Raw genomic sequence first — 14,298 nt, 5'->3', positions numbered from 1 at the left:
ATGGCCGAAAACAGATCGCCTCATATTTTAAGCACCTCTGCCAATCTTTTGGGTATTTGCTTTATTGTACTTACTTCTTTAAAAAAACTCGCACTTACCGATGGCTCTTTAATTGACGAATTTGCTGTAGCTGCTGTAATGTTTTTTATGACGAGCTGCATCTTATCTTTCATCTCGATGAGGAGACAACAAACGGCAAGTCAGCGACTGGAAAAAGCTGCTGATCTCATCTTCTTATCTGGTTTATTGGTATTGTTTGTTGCTACAATTTTAATTGCCTTTAATTTAATAAAATAGATTAATACCTTTAAATGAAACCCCTATTTGTACTGATCATTGTTTATGTTTGCTTATTAGCCTTTGGCGGTCATACCACGTTTGATAAAGGAAATATTTTTGCAGGCAACATCGCCATGGGCGTGATGTTACTTTTACCGCTATCGGGCATTTTAAATTTAAAACGAGCATGGCTGCCATGGTCCCCCTGTTTATCCCTAAAAAAGTAGAAATTGTAATTTTAACAGGTGTGCTGGAAATCTTATTTGCCACTGGCCTGGCGATTGAAAGCACCAGATATTTTACCGGAATAGCCCTGATTATTTTTTACATTGCCATTTTACCAGCCAATATTTACGCGGCCAAACACCGCATTAATTACGAAGATCTGCATAAACCAGGTCCGGGGCCAAAATATTTATGGTTCAGAATACCTTTTCAGCTTTTCTTAATCGCCTGGGTTTGGTACTTTAGCGTTCGATAAATATAGTTTAACCATAAAACATGCCTAACAATCCAATTCCTGCAAGCGCCAATAATCCAGCTGATGCCTTTACACGTTTACTCACCGTTTTAGATACATTGCGTACACAATGCCCCTGGGATAAAAAACAGACCATGGAAACACTGCGCCATTTAACTATAGAGGAAACCTATGAATTGAGCGACGCCATTTTAGAAGGCGATTTAGACGAAATTAAAAAGGAACTTGGTGATGTGATGATGCACCTGGTTTTCTATTCTAGAATCGCTTCCGAAACCAATGATTTTAACATTACAGATGTTTTAAACGGAGTTTGCGATAAACTGATAAACCGGCACCCACATATTTATGGCGATGTTGAAGTACAGAACGAAGAAGATGTAAAACGAAATTGGGAGCAGATTAAACTGAAAGAAGGCAATAAATCGGTGTTGGCTGGTGTCCCATCTTCACTACCCGCGTTGGTTAAGGCTGCCCGTATTCAGGAAAAAGCACGTGGCGTAGGCTTTGATTGGGAAGATAAAAACCAGGTTTGGGAAAAAGTAGAGGAAGAAATGCAGGAGTTTAAAACTGAATTTAATGTTGCTGATAATACGGCTATTGATATCGAAAAAGCTGAATCCGAATTTGGCGATGTACTTTTCTCTTTGATCAATTATGCCCGTTTCATCAATATTAATCCAGAAAATGCCTTAGAAAAAACCAATAAAAAATTTATCAAACGTTTTCAATACCTCGAAACCAAAGCAAAAGAAAACGGAAAAGCCCTGGCCGATATGACGCTTACCGAAATGGATGTATATTGGAATGAAGCAAAGAAATTGTAAAATTCTAAGTTAAATCTCCTTCAAAAAAATAAATGGCAAGAAGAAAATCAGACAATAAACTGCCTTCATTTGATGAATTAATAATTCCGACTGTTAAAGCGTTAATAAAATTAGGAGGTTCAGGAACTGTTGATGAAATAAATACCAATGTTTACGAAATTGCTAAACTTTCTGAAGAAATTCTACAAATTCCTCATGGAGAAAATGGGTCACGCAGCGAGGTTGATTATAGATTAGCATGGAGCAGAACATATTTAAAAAAGTTTGGTCTTTTAGAAAACTCTTCAAGGCGAGTATGGGCATTACTGAAACCTATTATTAATGCTGATGAACTTAATTATACTAAAATAGTAAAACAAGTTAGAGATCAGGATAAAGTAATCGAATCAAAAGCAGAAAGTTATAAGTTTGAAAAAATCGAGGAAGTTAATGAAGAAGTCGATAATACAGAAGAGTGGAAGGAAAAATTACTAAATATACTTTATAAGATTACTCCGGCGGCATTTGAGAGGCTAGCTCAAAGATTATTAAGAGAAAGCGGCTTCTCTCAAGTAGAAGTGACCGGCAAAGTTGGAGATGGAGGAATAGATGGTAAAGGAATTGTTCGCGTAAGTGGACTTTTAAGTTTTCATGTTATTTTTCAATGCAAGCGCTACAAAGGCTCCGTATCCCCTAGCCAAATTCGAGATTTTAGAGGAGCAATGCAAGGTCGTGCAGATAAGGGATTGGTTATTACTACTGGAAAGTTCACAAGGGAGGCAATTAAAGAAGCTACAAGAGATGGAGCTCCTCCTATCGACTTAATTGATGGAGAACTACTTTGTGATAAACTTAAAGAATTAAAACTAGGAATTGAAATTGAATTGGTCGAAGAGGTGAAAATTCGCACCGATTATTTTGACACTTTATAACTAGAATCGTAAAATTCATATTAATTCTGCGAATGGAATCGCAAATTTTATATAAATTTTGCGATTTCAACCTTATTCATAAAATTCCCCGTCCACATAGTACCATTGCCCATCTTCTAACCTGAAATTAGATTTTTCATGCAATACTTCAGTTTGAAATTTCTTATTCAGATAATAGGCCTTGAACTCGACAACGTCAAAACCTGAAAAAACAATCTCAAGCTTTAGCCATTTGGTATTTTTCGCACTGCTTAAATAACCGCTTTTGGAATGGTTATTTCTTTTACTACTATGCGTAGTTTCATAAAGATAATCCGCATCAGCTACTACAAAAGCAGAATATCTGGAACGCATTAAGGCCCCTGCAGTTGGCGCTGTTTTCATTTTTAAATGATAAGGCTGGCAACAATGGCTAAAGGCAGTTCCACTTCCGCAAGGACAGTTTATAATATCCATGATTAAAATTTTCAGTGCAAAAGTATGATTTAATATTCCTGCTGCTAAAATTTCCGTAAAATTGCAGCAGAATAATGAGGTATTTCTTTCACATTGCATATCAAGGCCAGTATTTTAGTGGGTGGCAAAAGCAACCTGGGGTTAAAAGTGTTCAGGAGGTTATTGAACAAACCTTATCGAAGATTTTAAAATCACCGACTGCTATTAATGGTTGTGGGCGGACCGATGCGCATGTACATGCGAGTCAGTTTTTTTCATGCCGATATTGAAAAAGAGATTGATTTCGATCTGCTTTACATTTTGAATAAAGCTTTACCCTATAATATCGCCGTATTCGACATTATTAAAATGGAAGGTAAACCCCACGCCCGGTTTGATGCTGTACAACGGAAATATGATTATTTTATCCATACCTATAAAGATCCTTTTTTAAGCACCCAAAGTTCCTTTTATCAATTAAACAATCTAGATTTTGATAAAATGAAAGCTGTGGTAAAATTACTACCGCTATACAAAAATTACAGGGCTTTCTGTACGCATCCGGATAAATACGAACATACCTTATGCAATGTAATGGAAGCCGATTTATTTGTAAACCCAAAGGGCGACAGGTTGAGGTTCCACATTGCCAGTAACCGTTTTTTAGGCAAAATGATCCGCATTATTATGGGTAAAATATTAATGGTTGGAAAAGGAGAACTTAGCTTTGATGAATTTGAAAGCGAACTGATTACCCTTCAAGCCTCAAAACTATCATTGCCTGCACATCCTACTGGCTTATACCTTTCAAAAGTCACTTACCCCTATTTAAACCTCGAACCACGGACCGAATTTATCCATAGTACACAAGGTATAGACTGGATTTCAATTTAAGTGTAGCGTTTTGATTTTAAACTCCGTTTAAGGGGTATGAAAGTCCAAATCTGCATTTTCCTTTTTGCCCTGATCTTATCTCTGGGCTGTAAAAAATCTACAAACGTAAATGTTTTACTGGATGGAAACTATACAGGTGTATTGGTCATTACGAATAGTATTAAGTCTGTGCCGGTAACCCGCCCAATTTCAATCTCGTTAAAGGATGGGAAATTCAACATTACACCTGGTGCTGATGCTAACCTAAAACCATCAGGTGGCAAGGGAACCTATACTTTTAAAAATGGGATCGGATATTTTACCGATGAGGGCGTTTGGACAGCAGATTTTGATTGGAATATGATTTTAACCGGCGAATACAATATTAGAAGCAGTGGTGTGGATTTAACCCTTCGAAAAAGATTCAATGCAAAAACAGATCTTTCTCCGGCTACCTCTTATGCTACTATAGATTATGAATATATTTTAAAAAGAAGCAATTAATCCTCGTACAAATGAAAAATTTAATGTTCTTATTTATCGCCCTGTCTATTTTTGTTTTTGGATGTAAGAAGAAATCTGAAACAAAAATAACGAATTACGATTTTGAAATCAATACGTCAAAATCAATTGGTGCATCTACATTAGTATTAAAATCGATTAGCGATAGCCGCTGCCCGATAAATGTTGATTGTATTAGTGCTGGAAGTGCAACAGTACATTTCAAATTAACAGGAAATAATGTTGATCAGGAAATTATTTTATGCAAAGGAGGAGAATGTGGCCCCCTAGAAAGTGTAACAAACATCAAAATAAACGGCATAAATTATTCACTCAAATTAATCGACATCACACCCTATCCTGAGTTCCAGAAAACAAATATTACAAAAACTGTAAAAGTTGAGTTAACAAGAGCTTAAGTTTAGGTTTGCTTGGGCATCGGTAAATGATCTGTCCGGTGACCCAAGTTTTTTCCTTATTTAAACCTGATTGCTTTAAGCGGAGAAACCTTGCTAATCAATAGTGAAGGAATAATCAAAACTGTTAAGCACACCGCTACAGTGACAACATTAAGCAGCAGCACATCTATAAAATGGAATTCTATGGGTGCATAAGCTAAAAAGTAAGACGCTTGGTTCAGTTTAAAAATGTGAGTGGACTGCTGTAAGAAACCAAGTCCTAAGCCCAGAATATTACCAAGTAACAAGCCAATCCCAATTAAATAAGCCGCATTGTAAAGGAAAATTTTCATAATGCTCCAGTTGCTTGCTCCAAAAGATTTTAGCATCCCAATCATATTGGTTTTCTCTAAAATCATAATCAACAGTGCAGTAACCATGTTAATTACGCCTACGATGAGCATCAGGATTAAAAGTACTCTGGTGTTTACATCAAGAAGGCCTAACCAGGTAAAAATATTAGGGAAATTTTCTTCAATAGAGTAAGAGCGCAAATGGCGGGGAAGCCCCTCGTAAATATTATTGGCAATGGGCTTAAGCCTGTTAAAATCCTTAATTCTGATTTCTATGCCACCAATTTCGTTGGCTTTCCAGTTATTCAGCCGTTTAATAATATTCAGATTGCCCAGTACAAATCCCTTATCAATATCTTCTACACCGATATCATAAATGCCTACAATTTTAAATTTACGCGGCCGCAACTGGTTTTGAACAAAGTACATGATAAAATCATCGCCTGTTTTGAGTTTTAAGCGATTGGCAGTATAATTCGAAATAAGCAGTTCTTGCATGGCAGCCGTACTGTCAGAAAAATCGATGATGGTTCCGCTGATAATATGCTGTTTAATGTAATCCCAATTATAGCTTTTGTCTATCCCTTTAAAATTAATGCCTTCAATTTCATTATTGGCAGAAAGGATGCCCGGTTTTGTAGCAAAAGGATAATAATATTCAACATCTGGATTATTTTTGAGCATCTTTTTCGTTTCTCCATCAAGTGTGAAGGGTGAATGCTCAAATGAATTGTTCAGATCGTAACGGGTAATTTGTACATCGCCTAAATAGCCCCTCACTTTATCCTGGATTTCAGTTTTAAAGCCTTTAATAATCGCTATAGAAAGAATCATAACAGCTAAACTCAACATCACGCCTGCTATGGCAATGCGAACAATAAGCTTTGAAAAAGTGCGCTCAGATTTAACGGCTATCCGCCCTGCTATGAAATATTCGAAATTCAATTTAATCAATTTGTGTTAACAAAAATGCTCAATTCCTTTTTAAAAATGGCATTTTTGGAAATAAATAACCAACTTTAACCATCAGTCATTAACTTATAAGAATAAAACACCAATAGCATAAATAAAATATGTTATAAATTGTTTTGTGATAATACCGGAAGATTAGAATAATTAAAAAATGAAAAATTACATCAGCTTTGCTTTAACCAGTTTAATTGCATTATCGGCCTGCGGGCAACCCAAATCACTTGAGCAGGAAGCTTTGGGGAAGAAGAGCCCTGAAAACAGAAAACTGATGATTAAGGCTGTAAAGCTCCCTTCTGAAATTAAAACGGGTGCAGAGCAAACCGAAAAATATCTCCCGCTGTTAAAAGGTAAGCGTGTTGGCATGGTAGTTAATCCTACATCAATTATTGGTACGCAGACTTCGGTTGATAGCCTGCTGAAAAGAGGTGTTAAAATCCAGAAGATATTTGGGCCTGAACATGGTTTTAGGGGCAATGCAAGTGCCGGCGTTACCGTTAACGATGATGTTGATTCCAAAACAGGCATAAAAGCCATCTCACTTTATGGCAAACACAGCACCCCTACAGCTGAAGATTTAGCAGATATTGACATTATGGTATTCGATATCCAGGATGTTGGGGTTCGTTTTTACACCTATATCAATACCTTACAGCATGTTATGGAAGCCTGTGCCACAAACAATAAAACATTATTGATTTTAGACCGTCCAAATCCAAATGGCTATTTAATCGATGGGCCGATTTTAGATCCAAAATTTAAATCAGGTATTGGCGTGCAACCTATTCCTATTGCGCACGGCTTAACAGTTGGCGAATATGCACAGATGTTAAATGGCGAAGGCTGGCTGAAAAATAAGGTGAAATGCAAAATAAGCATTATCAAAAACGCCAATTATAATCATGATATGGAGTATACTTTACCGGTTAAACCTTCTCCTAACCTGAATACGCAGCAAGCTATTTTACTTTATCCGTCTACCTGTTTATTTGAAGGCACTTATTTAAATCATGGCCGCGGAACAATGTTTCCTTTTACCGTTGTTGGAGCACCATACCTTAAAGGTAAATTCGATTTCAGTTTTACCCCAAAAAGCATAAAAGGAATGTCTGAAACACCATTGTTTCAAGATCAGGTTTGTTATGGCTTAGATTTAAGAACTTACGATACCTCAAAACTGGTAAAATCGAAACAGGTAAATATCAGTTGGTTAATCGAACTATATCAGGCATCGCCAAGAAAAGAAGATTTTTTTAATACCAGGTTAAGTAAAGAAATGGGGATTATCGAAAGATTAGTTGGTGTGGCAGATTTCAGGCAACAGGTAATTGATGGAAAAAGTGAAGCAGAAATCAGGGCAAGCTGGGAACCCGGCCTAAGTGCATATAAAACCATGCGCAAGAAATATTTGTTATATAATTAATTATTGAATGAGAGAATGATTGAATTACTCTTGCAATTATTTTCAAACTTAACAGATAGAGGTTTGTTATTATTTGTAATTGATAAGCGTTGTGCTATTCAATCATTCAAAATTCAATCATTATAGCTATGAGCGGTCCAAAAGTGAAAAGTGATAAACTAGGAAGTAATTACCAGGAAGAGGTACCAAAAGGCAGGGAGCCTGTTGACCACAAAACCGTAAGAAAAGAAAACGACAGTACGCCGAATAAAGCGCCTAAAACCAATAATCCGGCGAAACAGCGAGAAAACGAAGAACAACCTGTTCATCCGATAAAAAAGGCACCAAAAGAATAATGCAGGATAAAGAATTACACCAGTTAATTATGAATTGGTGTAATTAAATTTTTAAGGCAAAGCAAAATGAGGCACCCTGTCCCTCTTCACTTTCCACCCAAATTCTGCCCCTTTCGTTTTTTATAATTTCTGCTGAAATATAAAGCCCAAGACCTAAACCTGGATAGGTATGTTGCAAACTTCCACTCACCCGATAAAACTGATCGAAAACCAGATGTTGCAGTTCTTTCGAGATCCCGATTCCATAATCCCGTACACACAAAATTACTTCTGCATTTAACACATAAGTACTTACATCAATCTGATTGGCATCAGTAGAATATTTAATCGCGTTTGATAAAAAATTAGTGATCACCTGGCCAATACGTTCCCGATCCACATAAACCATGGCATTGCTGTTTAAATCGGTTTTGATGTAATGTTTAGAGGTTATATGCTGCATTTCGTCTACGATTTCTCTTACGACCTCATCAAAATCAAATTTTGTCGGATTAAAAGTCATTTTTCCTGACTGTATTTTGGTTACATCAAGCAAATCACCAATTAAACCGGTTAAACGGTTCAATTGTAAATCCATTTTGCGTACCATGTCAGCCTTTTTCTCATCGCCATCATTTCTGATCATCCGCTCCATTACCTGGGCATAAGCTTTAATACTGGTTACCGGTGTTTTAAGTTCGTGACTGGCTATTCCCAAAAACTCATCTTTTTGCTGCTGAAGCTGTACTTGCTTGGTTACATCCATTGCAGCATGTAAAATAGCATAAACCTCGCCCTCTGCATTTCTTAAAGGTTTGTAGGTAAAATTAAACCATACTTTCTCCAACTTACCGTTAACAGGCAATAAGGCTTCTTGTTGATCGGCGTGGTAAGGAATACCTGTACGATAAACCTCTTTTAAAATATCGATAAAGGGTTGTCCTTTAAGTTCAGGTATAGCCTCTTCCATCGGCTTTCCGATGACACTTTTATCTTTACCCCAGAACCGCAGCATTTCATCGTTAGCCAGAGAGATTATAATATCTTCCGTTTCGTAATAGCCCGTGGCCATTGGAGTATCCAATAACAAATTTCTGAAACGTTCTTCGCTTTTAGCCATTTCCATCCGCGAATGTACCAACGAGGTGATTTCGTTAGCCACAATCATGATCCCAGTCACCACATTGTGCTGATCGCGGATTGGGTCATATACAAAATTGAAATAATAATCCTGAAGTACCCCATCTCTTTCTATCCTCGCCATGGTTTCATAGCCATAATGTGGCACCCCTGTCTGGTAAACCTGAGTTAACAAATCGGGAAAGGGCTGTCCCTTTAGTTCGGGCAAACCATCAATTAAACGAAGACCAATTACCTCTTCTGTTTTACCCCATAATTTTAAAAGATCTGCATTTGCCTGTTCAATTATAAAATTCTCGCCCCTCAAAATACCTATGGCCACAGGTGCATCCTGAATCATCTTCCGAAAAAGTTCTTCACTGGCTTTAATTTTTAATCGCGCAATTACCAGTTCGGTAACATTAGTGGCATTATTAACTATGCCCCAAACCTGCCCGTTATCATCTTTTAAAGGTTTATAGATAAAATCAAAATAAAAGGTCTGCAGTACACCATTATTGATCAGCAATACGCGGTCTTCTTTGGTTTCATAGGCAATACCTGTTTGGCGAACCTCTTCCAGAATTCCTAAAAAAGGTTGGTCTTTTAATTCTGGCAGTGCAATGGCAAGTTCCTGCCCTATAACGCTATTATCCCTACCCCAAGCTTTAAGTATTGCCTTATTGGCTACTTTGATCACCATTTTTTCTCCAACGTACAATGCAATAGGCATCGGAGATTCTTCAATCAATGTATAAAAAATGGCAGCGTTATCGTCAAGATTAATATGCATATTGGGATGAAAGGACAAATATAATAGGTTTTCTATTTACTATTGGCTTTTAGAAATGATAATAATACTTTCTCATCATGCGCCAGGCCCAGTTTTCCGGTTATTTTATTGTTATTCATTTTTTTCATGTATTTGCCCAGTTCATCGTTCTCATAAGCGGTAAGCAACAGCGGATACACATAAGAACTTTTACATACGGCTCTCGTATTGCCTAACTTTTTCGCTACGCAATCTAAAACACTAACAATAGCCTTTTTAGAGTTGAGGTTAAAGTTTTCGTCGGCACTGCACTTCGAAAACTGGCGCAATGCTTCTAACGTTCCGCCCCAGGTTCTAAAATCTTTGGCAGTAAAGTCATCACCTGTAATTTCTCTAATATATGAATTTATTTTACCCGAATCGATACTTTTGTGTTCTTTGCCATTAGTGTAAAACTGAAATAATTCCTGCCCGGGAATGTCCCTGCATTTTTTGACCAGTCTGGCTAAGGATCTGTCGTTCAGTTCTACTTTCTGTTGAACACCCTTTTTACCTATAAAATCCATCGTAATTTTGCTACCGTTGATTTTAACGTGTTTATCGCGCAGGGTAGTAAGGCCGAAAGAACCATAGAGCTGTTTATAACTTTCGTTACCCACACGGATCAATGTTTTTTGAAGCACATCAACCGAAATGGCTAATACCTTCCGTTCATCTAATTCTTTCCTCCGGAGGTCTTTTTCGAGATTTTTCCTGGCATTTGGCAATGCTTTTCCAAATTCCAGTAAACGAAAATATTTATCTTCCGATCGGCGGCTGGTCCATTTGTTGTGGTATTTATATTGTTTTCTGCCGGCAGCATCAATTCCGGTTACCTGCAGGTACGCGTTGGGCTTGTTGGCAATCCATACGTTTTGCCATGCAGGTGGAATCACCAGCGCTTTTATCCTATCAAGGTGTTTTTCTTCGGTTATTTTATGTCCATCTTTATCTTCATAGTGGAATTTACCCGGTTTGCCTTTTCGGTAAATCCCAGGCATACCGTCGGTTACGTACACCAATCCACTTGCTTTAACAACATCTTTGCCTTGTACCATTTTTGCCTGTAAGTATGGGTTTATTTTTAGTTATTTTGCAAAACTTTAGCGTGGGTATCCACGTTATTTTTTAGAAACACAACACTTTCTTTATGAAAATAGTTTTTATGGGTACGCCTGATTTTGCCGTAGCCTCTTTAGATGCCTTGGTACAAGCCAATTTCGATGTGGTTGCGGTGGTTACTGCGCCTGATAAACCGGCAGGTCGTGGCCAGAAGCTGAACGAAAGTGCGGTAAAAAAATATGCTATAGAAAAAGGAATTCCTGTTTTGCAGCCTGAAAAATTAAAAAACCCCGAATTTATTGAGGAATTAAAATCATATCAGGCCGATCTGCAGGTTGTGGTGGCATTCAGGATGTTACCGGTGGTAGTTTGGAACATGCCAGCCAAAGGAACCATCAACCTGCATGGCTCGTTATTACCACAATACCGTGGTGCAGCTCCCATCAACCATGCCATCATCAACGGAGAAAAAGAAAGTGGTGTAACAACTTTTTTCCTGAAGGAGGAAATTGATACCGGGGATATTATTATGAGCGATAGTGTAGCGATTGCAGATGATGAAACCGCAGGTGATTTGCACGATAAACTGATGTACATTGGTGCCAACCTGCTGGTAAAAACGCTTAAAGCAATTGAGGCTGGCGAGGTTAATGAACAACCGCAGCCACAAAGCGGTGAATTAAAGCATGCACCTAAAATTTTCAAAGACGATTGCAAAATCGACTGGAATAACCAAGTACAGACGATTTATAATTTAATTCGCGGCCTGAGCCCTTATCCTACTGCTTTTACTTTTTTAAACGATAAAACCCTGAAGGTATTTAAGGCCGAAATAGAAGATAAAGAACCGGGTATAGTTGCCGGTGGTTTTTTAACGGACGGCAAAAGCTATTTAAAATTTGCCGCTAAAGATGGTTTTATCAAACTTTTAGATATTCAGTACGAAGGCAAAAAACGAATGCTGATCGAAGATTTTTTAAGAGGAATGCGGTTGTAATTGAAATTTGAGTTGTCAACTTTAATAGCCATTATGCAAGAAAGTTGACAACTCTTCTGGTCGATTGCATGAAATCATTACGTGCAGATCTTAAAATTGGGATGAAGACCGACTGGAATTGCCAATAGATCCGAAATACAGTTATTCTTTTTTTGGAAAGCAGTAGCAGAAGCTTTTAGGTTAATACAGCACCGCTCCCGCTTCTGCCAATTTGAAGGAAATTGGCATCCCGCTTTGATCGGGTTTAAGTGGCCAAAAAGTGCAATTATTTGGGTTTAAATTGCACAGTAAAACTATCCCTTGTTAAATAAACCCGACCGAAAGCGTTATCCCGATTAGGAATTGTTTCTCTTGTGAAGTAAATTTTATCGGGATTAAGCAAAGGGCGGGACTAGCGGAGCCGAAGCACTACAAGCTTTGCTTTCCAAAAAATTGGGCTGCTTTTAAACCATCATGGATGCTGAACTAAATCCGATAGCTACCGGATCAGCATGACGCGTTACTGAATAGAAAGCAATAACGGATACGCCATGATAAATGGTCAGATATAATCGTTCAAGCTATCAGTTGCAAGGCAAAAAACTATAACAATTCGATTAATTGAAAATTAGTATCACTGAACAAGGCTGTATCATTAATATAGAAGTCATCCTGAGGGATAATTTTTTCGTAAACAATATGAATTAATCTGCTTAAAAACACCTCGATTTGCCATCATTTCGAGCGGAGTACGACGAAGTCGGGAACCCGAAGGCTCTGCGAAGCAAAATCTGTTTTGATAGATTTCTCCACTTCGCGCTGCTCCGGTCGAGATGACGATTTTTTACTACCGGTTATAATTATCGATAGCCCTTTCTATATTCTTTTTACCAGATTCGCCTACCAGAAATCCTCCCAGACTTAAGCCGGCACCCAAACCTAACAAAACAAAACTGCCCGTATAACTACGGTCTGCGTATTTTGGCATACCACCGAATGTGGTACCTACTTGTTTACCTTCTGACATCAGTGTAACCCCACTGGCAATAATTGCAGCTCCTGCTGCCACATACATGGCAATGCCTGTAATTTTAGTATTCTTATATCGCCTTAGCAGCGCTAAACTTTTCGGATTATCAGCCATGGCTTCGTTTAAATTACGATAATTTACCCTTTTTATATCGGAATAGCCCTTGTTAATAAACATCCGGTTGTTTACTGCCTGCCGCCTGTAATCTCTAAATCCATAGTATTCACCTTCCATAAGAACGTCATCGTAAATGACTTCCTGATAAAGATTGAGCTTACCTTCAATAATCCGCTCAGCAAAAGAGGCCTCTCCCAAAAGGCTGAGTTTGCGGGTGTTGGCAAAGAAGCCATCCTGATTGTTAAAAAATTTGACCTGTGACACCGGTATCCGCCTTGAATCGGCCCGAAGTGACCATCCACCGGTTAAATCGGGTCGTAACCTGATCTTTTGTGCATAAACTGTAGAATCTGAATAGAAGTACAGAAAGTTTCTGGATTCGTTCAACTGCTGTGAACGGGCGTTCAGGCCATAGCAAGCCATTACGAGAATGAGTAATTTTTTCATTTCGGTTAAATTTGTGTGTGTGACCAATAATACTAAAAATACAGTTCAGGTGAACACAAACCGATAGAAATAAAATGTAACATCGCCGAAGCAAAAGAAATTTGCCTCCTGAGTAAATTTAGGATAGTGATTACAAAGCGTTTAATTTCTCAATCAAAAACTTCGATACCTCATTAAAATAACGTTTCCTGCCATAGCCCATTACCCATTGTATGCCTTGTGTAGCATTAGTGATAAAAACTTCTTCGGCTTCTTTTAATATTTCGGGGTTGATTTGTGCCTCAATTAAAGGCATATCGTTCATTTTGCACAACTGCATGATAGCTGTACGCATTACACCGCTTATGCAACCTTCAGCAAGTGAGGGCGTATAAATCTGTTTGCGGTATACGACAAAAACATTGGCACTGATGCTTTCGCAAAGAAAGCCATATTGGTTCAGGATCATGGCCTCATCCAGGCGGTTTTGACTTTTAAAAAGTCCGGCCATAACATAAAGCAGGGCATTGGCAGTTTTAAAATTCGAGAGTTTATTAACTGGTTTAGTCATTTCATCAAAAACATCTATGATCAAACCTTTACTGTTTAACTCATATATAGATGTTTTTAAAGGAATACCCTCCAAAATATAACCTGCTTTATTTATTTCGGGCGTATAAACCCCAGCTCCTCCTCTGTAAACAGAAAGGCGGAAACGGACGTTACCGTTCCATTTGTTGCGCTTTGTCAGATCGGCGGTTTTTTGACGCAGAAAATAATCATCCATTAAAGCATGACCATCAATTTTAAGCGCTTTCATGCCAGCTGTTAATCTATCGGCATGTAAATCGGCAAATTGCAACTTATTATTAATCATTCGCATGCTTTCGAACAATCCATCGCCAAATTTGAAACTTCTGTTCGAAGCTGTTAAAATCGGGTCATCTACCGCCTGAAATTCATCATTAAATAAGAGGTACTCCTGAAGCATAT

At 37.9% G+C, this 14,298-nt stretch carries 16 protein-coding genes; 10 read left to right on the top strand and 6 right to left on the bottom strand.

Annotation, left to right across the window (positions count from 1 at the left end):
- The 4 genes from ACQ86H_RS09115 to ACQ86H_RS09100 all read left to right on the top strand — a co-directional run bounded on the left by ACQ86H_RS09115 (position 1) and on the right by ACQ86H_RS09100 (position 2,498).
- Positions 1 to 297 carry a hypothetical protein gene (locus ACQ86H_RS09115; protein WP_138822248.1) on the top strand — a complete coding sequence of 99 codons (297 nt, stop codon included), beginning with the start codon at positions 1 to 3 and terminating at the stop codon, positions 295 to 297.
- Positions 298 to 466: 169 nt separating this feature from the next.
- Positions 467 to 760, top strand: coding sequence for a DoxX family protein (locus ACQ86H_RS09110; protein WP_431294577.1), 294 nt, complete (start codon positions 467 to 469; stop codon positions 758 to 760).
- Between the two features lie 20 nt (positions 761 to 780).
- Entirely contained in the window at positions 781 to 1,587 is an 807-nt protein-coding gene (gene mazG, locus ACQ86H_RS09105) for a nucleoside triphosphate pyrophosphohydrolase (protein ID WP_138822252.1), read from the top strand.
- Positions 1,588 to 1,619: 32 nt separating this feature from the next.
- The gene (locus ACQ86H_RS09100; RefSeq protein ID WP_431294576.1) at positions 1,620 to 2,498 is read left to right on the top strand and encodes a restriction endonuclease; all 879 of its coding nucleotides are present in this window, start codon (positions 1,620 to 1,622) and stop codon (positions 2,496 to 2,498) included.
- A gap of 72 nt (positions 2,499 to 2,570) precedes the next feature.
- Here the strand turns inward: ACQ86H_RS09100 and ACQ86H_RS09095 are convergent, their stop codons facing one another.
- A complete protein-coding gene (locus tag ACQ86H_RS09095; protein ID WP_431294575.1) occupies positions 2,571 to 2,954 on the bottom strand; it encodes a YchJ family protein in 384 nt (127 codons plus the stop codon).
- 207 nt (positions 2,955 to 3,161) lie between these two features.
- On the opposite strand from ACQ86H_RS09095, the gene ACQ86H_RS09090 reads away from it, so the two are divergent.
- From ACQ86H_RS09090 to ACQ86H_RS09080, 3 genes are read left to right on the top strand one after another with little or no spacing between them, the layout of a single operon-like run.
- On the top strand, positions 3,162 to 3,827 hold the full coding sequence (locus ACQ86H_RS09090; RefSeq protein ID WP_431294574.1) for a tRNA pseudouridine(38-40) synthase TruA: 666 nt from the start codon (positions 3,162 to 3,164) through the stop codon (positions 3,825 to 3,827).
- A gap of 36 nt (positions 3,828 to 3,863) precedes the next feature.
- Positions 3,864 to 4,310, top strand: a complete 447-nt coding sequence (locus ACQ86H_RS09085; protein WP_138817899.1) for a hypothetical protein — start codon at positions 3,864 to 3,866, stop codon at positions 4,308 to 4,310.
- A gap of 11 nt (positions 4,311 to 4,321) precedes the next feature.
- Positions 4,322 to 4,726, top strand: a complete 405-nt coding sequence (locus ACQ86H_RS09080) for a hypothetical protein (protein WP_431294573.1) — start codon at positions 4,322 to 4,324, stop codon at positions 4,724 to 4,726.
- Positions 4,727 to 4,782: 56 nt separating this feature from the next.
- Here the strand turns inward: ACQ86H_RS09080 and ACQ86H_RS09075 are convergent, their stop codons facing one another.
- Positions 4,783 to 6,003: an ABC transporter permease gene (locus ACQ86H_RS09075; protein ID WP_138817901.1), complete on the bottom strand. Its 1,221-nt coding sequence runs from the start codon at positions 6,001 to 6,003 to the stop codon at positions 4,783 to 4,785.
- A 178-nt stretch (positions 6,004 to 6,181) separates the two neighbouring features.
- On the opposite strand from ACQ86H_RS09075, the gene ACQ86H_RS09070 reads away from it, so the two are divergent.
- Together ACQ86H_RS09070 and ACQ86H_RS09065 are read left to right on the top strand one after the other, a co-directional pair.
- Entirely contained in the window at positions 6,182 to 7,450 is a 1,269-nt protein-coding gene (locus ACQ86H_RS09070) for an exo-beta-N-acetylmuramidase NamZ family protein (protein ID WP_138817902.1), read from the top strand.
- Positions 7,451 to 7,578: 128 nt separating this feature from the next.
- Positions 7,579 to 7,785, top strand: a complete 207-nt coding sequence (locus ACQ86H_RS09065; protein WP_431294572.1) for a hypothetical protein — start codon at positions 7,579 to 7,581, stop codon at positions 7,783 to 7,785.
- Positions 7,786 to 7,828: 43 nt separating this feature from the next.
- On the opposite strand, the gene ACQ86H_RS09060 is transcribed toward ACQ86H_RS09065, so the two are convergent.
- Positions 7,829 to 9,676 (bottom strand): PAS domain-containing sensor histidine kinase, encoded by a 1,848-nt coding sequence (locus tag ACQ86H_RS09060; protein ID WP_431294571.1) that lies wholly within the window; start codon positions 9,674 to 9,676, stop codon positions 7,829 to 7,831.
- A 32-nt stretch (positions 9,677 to 9,708) separates the two neighbouring features.
- Positions 9,709 to 10,752 (bottom strand): DNA topoisomerase IB, encoded by a 1,044-nt coding sequence (locus ACQ86H_RS09055; RefSeq protein WP_138817905.1) that lies wholly within the window; start codon positions 10,750 to 10,752, stop codon positions 9,709 to 9,711.
- A gap of 92 nt (positions 10,753 to 10,844) precedes the next feature.
- Between ACQ86H_RS09055 and fmt the strand changes: the two genes are divergently transcribed.
- Complete coding sequence (gene fmt / locus ACQ86H_RS09050) at positions 10,845 to 11,753, top strand: methionyl-tRNA formyltransferase (protein ID WP_138817906.1); 909 nt, start codon at positions 10,845 to 10,847, stop codon at positions 11,751 to 11,753.
- A gap of 826 nt (positions 11,754 to 12,579) precedes the next feature.
- Here the strand turns inward: fmt and ACQ86H_RS09045 are convergent.
- On the bottom strand, positions 12,580 to 13,326 hold the full coding sequence (locus tag ACQ86H_RS09045; RefSeq protein WP_431294570.1) for a hypothetical protein: 747 nt from the start codon (positions 13,324 to 13,326) through the stop codon (positions 12,580 to 12,582).
- A gap of 130 nt (positions 13,327 to 13,456) precedes the next feature.
- A complete protein-coding gene (locus tag ACQ86H_RS09040) occupies positions 13,457 to 14,296 on the bottom strand; it encodes an aminotransferase class IV (protein ID WP_431294569.1) in 840 nt (279 codons plus the stop codon).
- Positions 14,297 to 14,298 lie beyond the last annotated feature (2 nt).

This window comes from Pedobacter sp. P26 (genome assembly GCF_050632135.1).
Taxonomy (GTDB): domain Bacteria; phylum Bacteroidota; class Bacteroidia; order Sphingobacteriales; family Sphingobacteriaceae; genus Pedobacter.
The sequence above is the reverse complement of the archived record's forward strand: the minus strand, read 5'-3'. Positions and strand labels throughout refer to the sequence as shown.

Coding starts and splice junctions, on each gene's coding strand:
- ACQ86H_RS09115 (WP_138822248.1), top strand. CDS start 1: ATGGCCGAAAACAGATCGCCTCATATTTTAAGCACCTCTGCCAATCTT.
- ACQ86H_RS09110 (WP_431294577.1), top strand. CDS start 467: ATGGCTGCCATGGTCCCCCTGTTTATCCCTAAAAAAGTAGAAATTGTA.
- mazG (WP_138822252.1), top strand. CDS start 781: ATGCCTAACAATCCAATTCCTGCAAGCGCCAATAATCCAGCTGATGCC.
- ACQ86H_RS09100 (WP_431294576.1), top strand. CDS start 1,620: ATGGCAAGAAGAAAATCAGACAATAAACTGCCTTCATTTGATGAATTA.
- ACQ86H_RS09095 (WP_431294575.1), bottom strand. CDS start 2,954: ATGGATATTATAAACTGTCCTTGCGGAAGTGGAACTGCCTTTAGCCAT.
- ACQ86H_RS09090 (WP_431294574.1), top strand. CDS start 3,162: ATGGTTGTGGGCGGACCGATGCGCATGTACATGCGAGTCAGTTTTTTT.
- ACQ86H_RS09085 (WP_138817899.1), top strand. CDS start 3,864: ATGAAAGTCCAAATCTGCATTTTCCTTTTTGCCCTGATCTTATCTCTG.
- ACQ86H_RS09080 (WP_431294573.1), top strand. CDS start 4,322: ATGAAAAATTTAATGTTCTTATTTATCGCCCTGTCTATTTTTGTTTTT.
- ACQ86H_RS09070 (WP_138817902.1), top strand. CDS start 6,182: ATGAAAAATTACATCAGCTTTGCTTTAACCAGTTTAATTGCATTATCG.
- ACQ86H_RS09065 (WP_431294572.1), top strand. CDS start 7,579: ATGAGCGGTCCAAAAGTGAAAAGTGATAAACTAGGAAGTAATTACCAG.
- ACQ86H_RS09060 (WP_431294571.1), bottom strand. CDS start 9,676: ATGCATATTAATCTTGACGATAACGCTGCCATTTTTTATACATTGATT.
- ACQ86H_RS09055 (WP_138817905.1), bottom strand. CDS start 10,752: ATGGTACAAGGCAAAGATGTTGTTAAAGCAAGTGGATTGGTGTACGTA.
- fmt (WP_138817906.1), top strand. CDS start 10,845: ATGAAAATAGTTTTTATGGGTACGCCTGATTTTGCCGTAGCCTCTTTA.
- ACQ86H_RS09045 (WP_431294570.1), bottom strand. CDS start 13,326: ATGAAAAAATTACTCATTCTCGTAATGGCTTGCTATGGCCTGAACGCC.
- ACQ86H_RS09040 (WP_431294569.1), bottom strand. CDS start 14,296: ATGCTTCAGGAGTACCTCTTATTTAATGATGAATTTCAGGCGGTAGAT.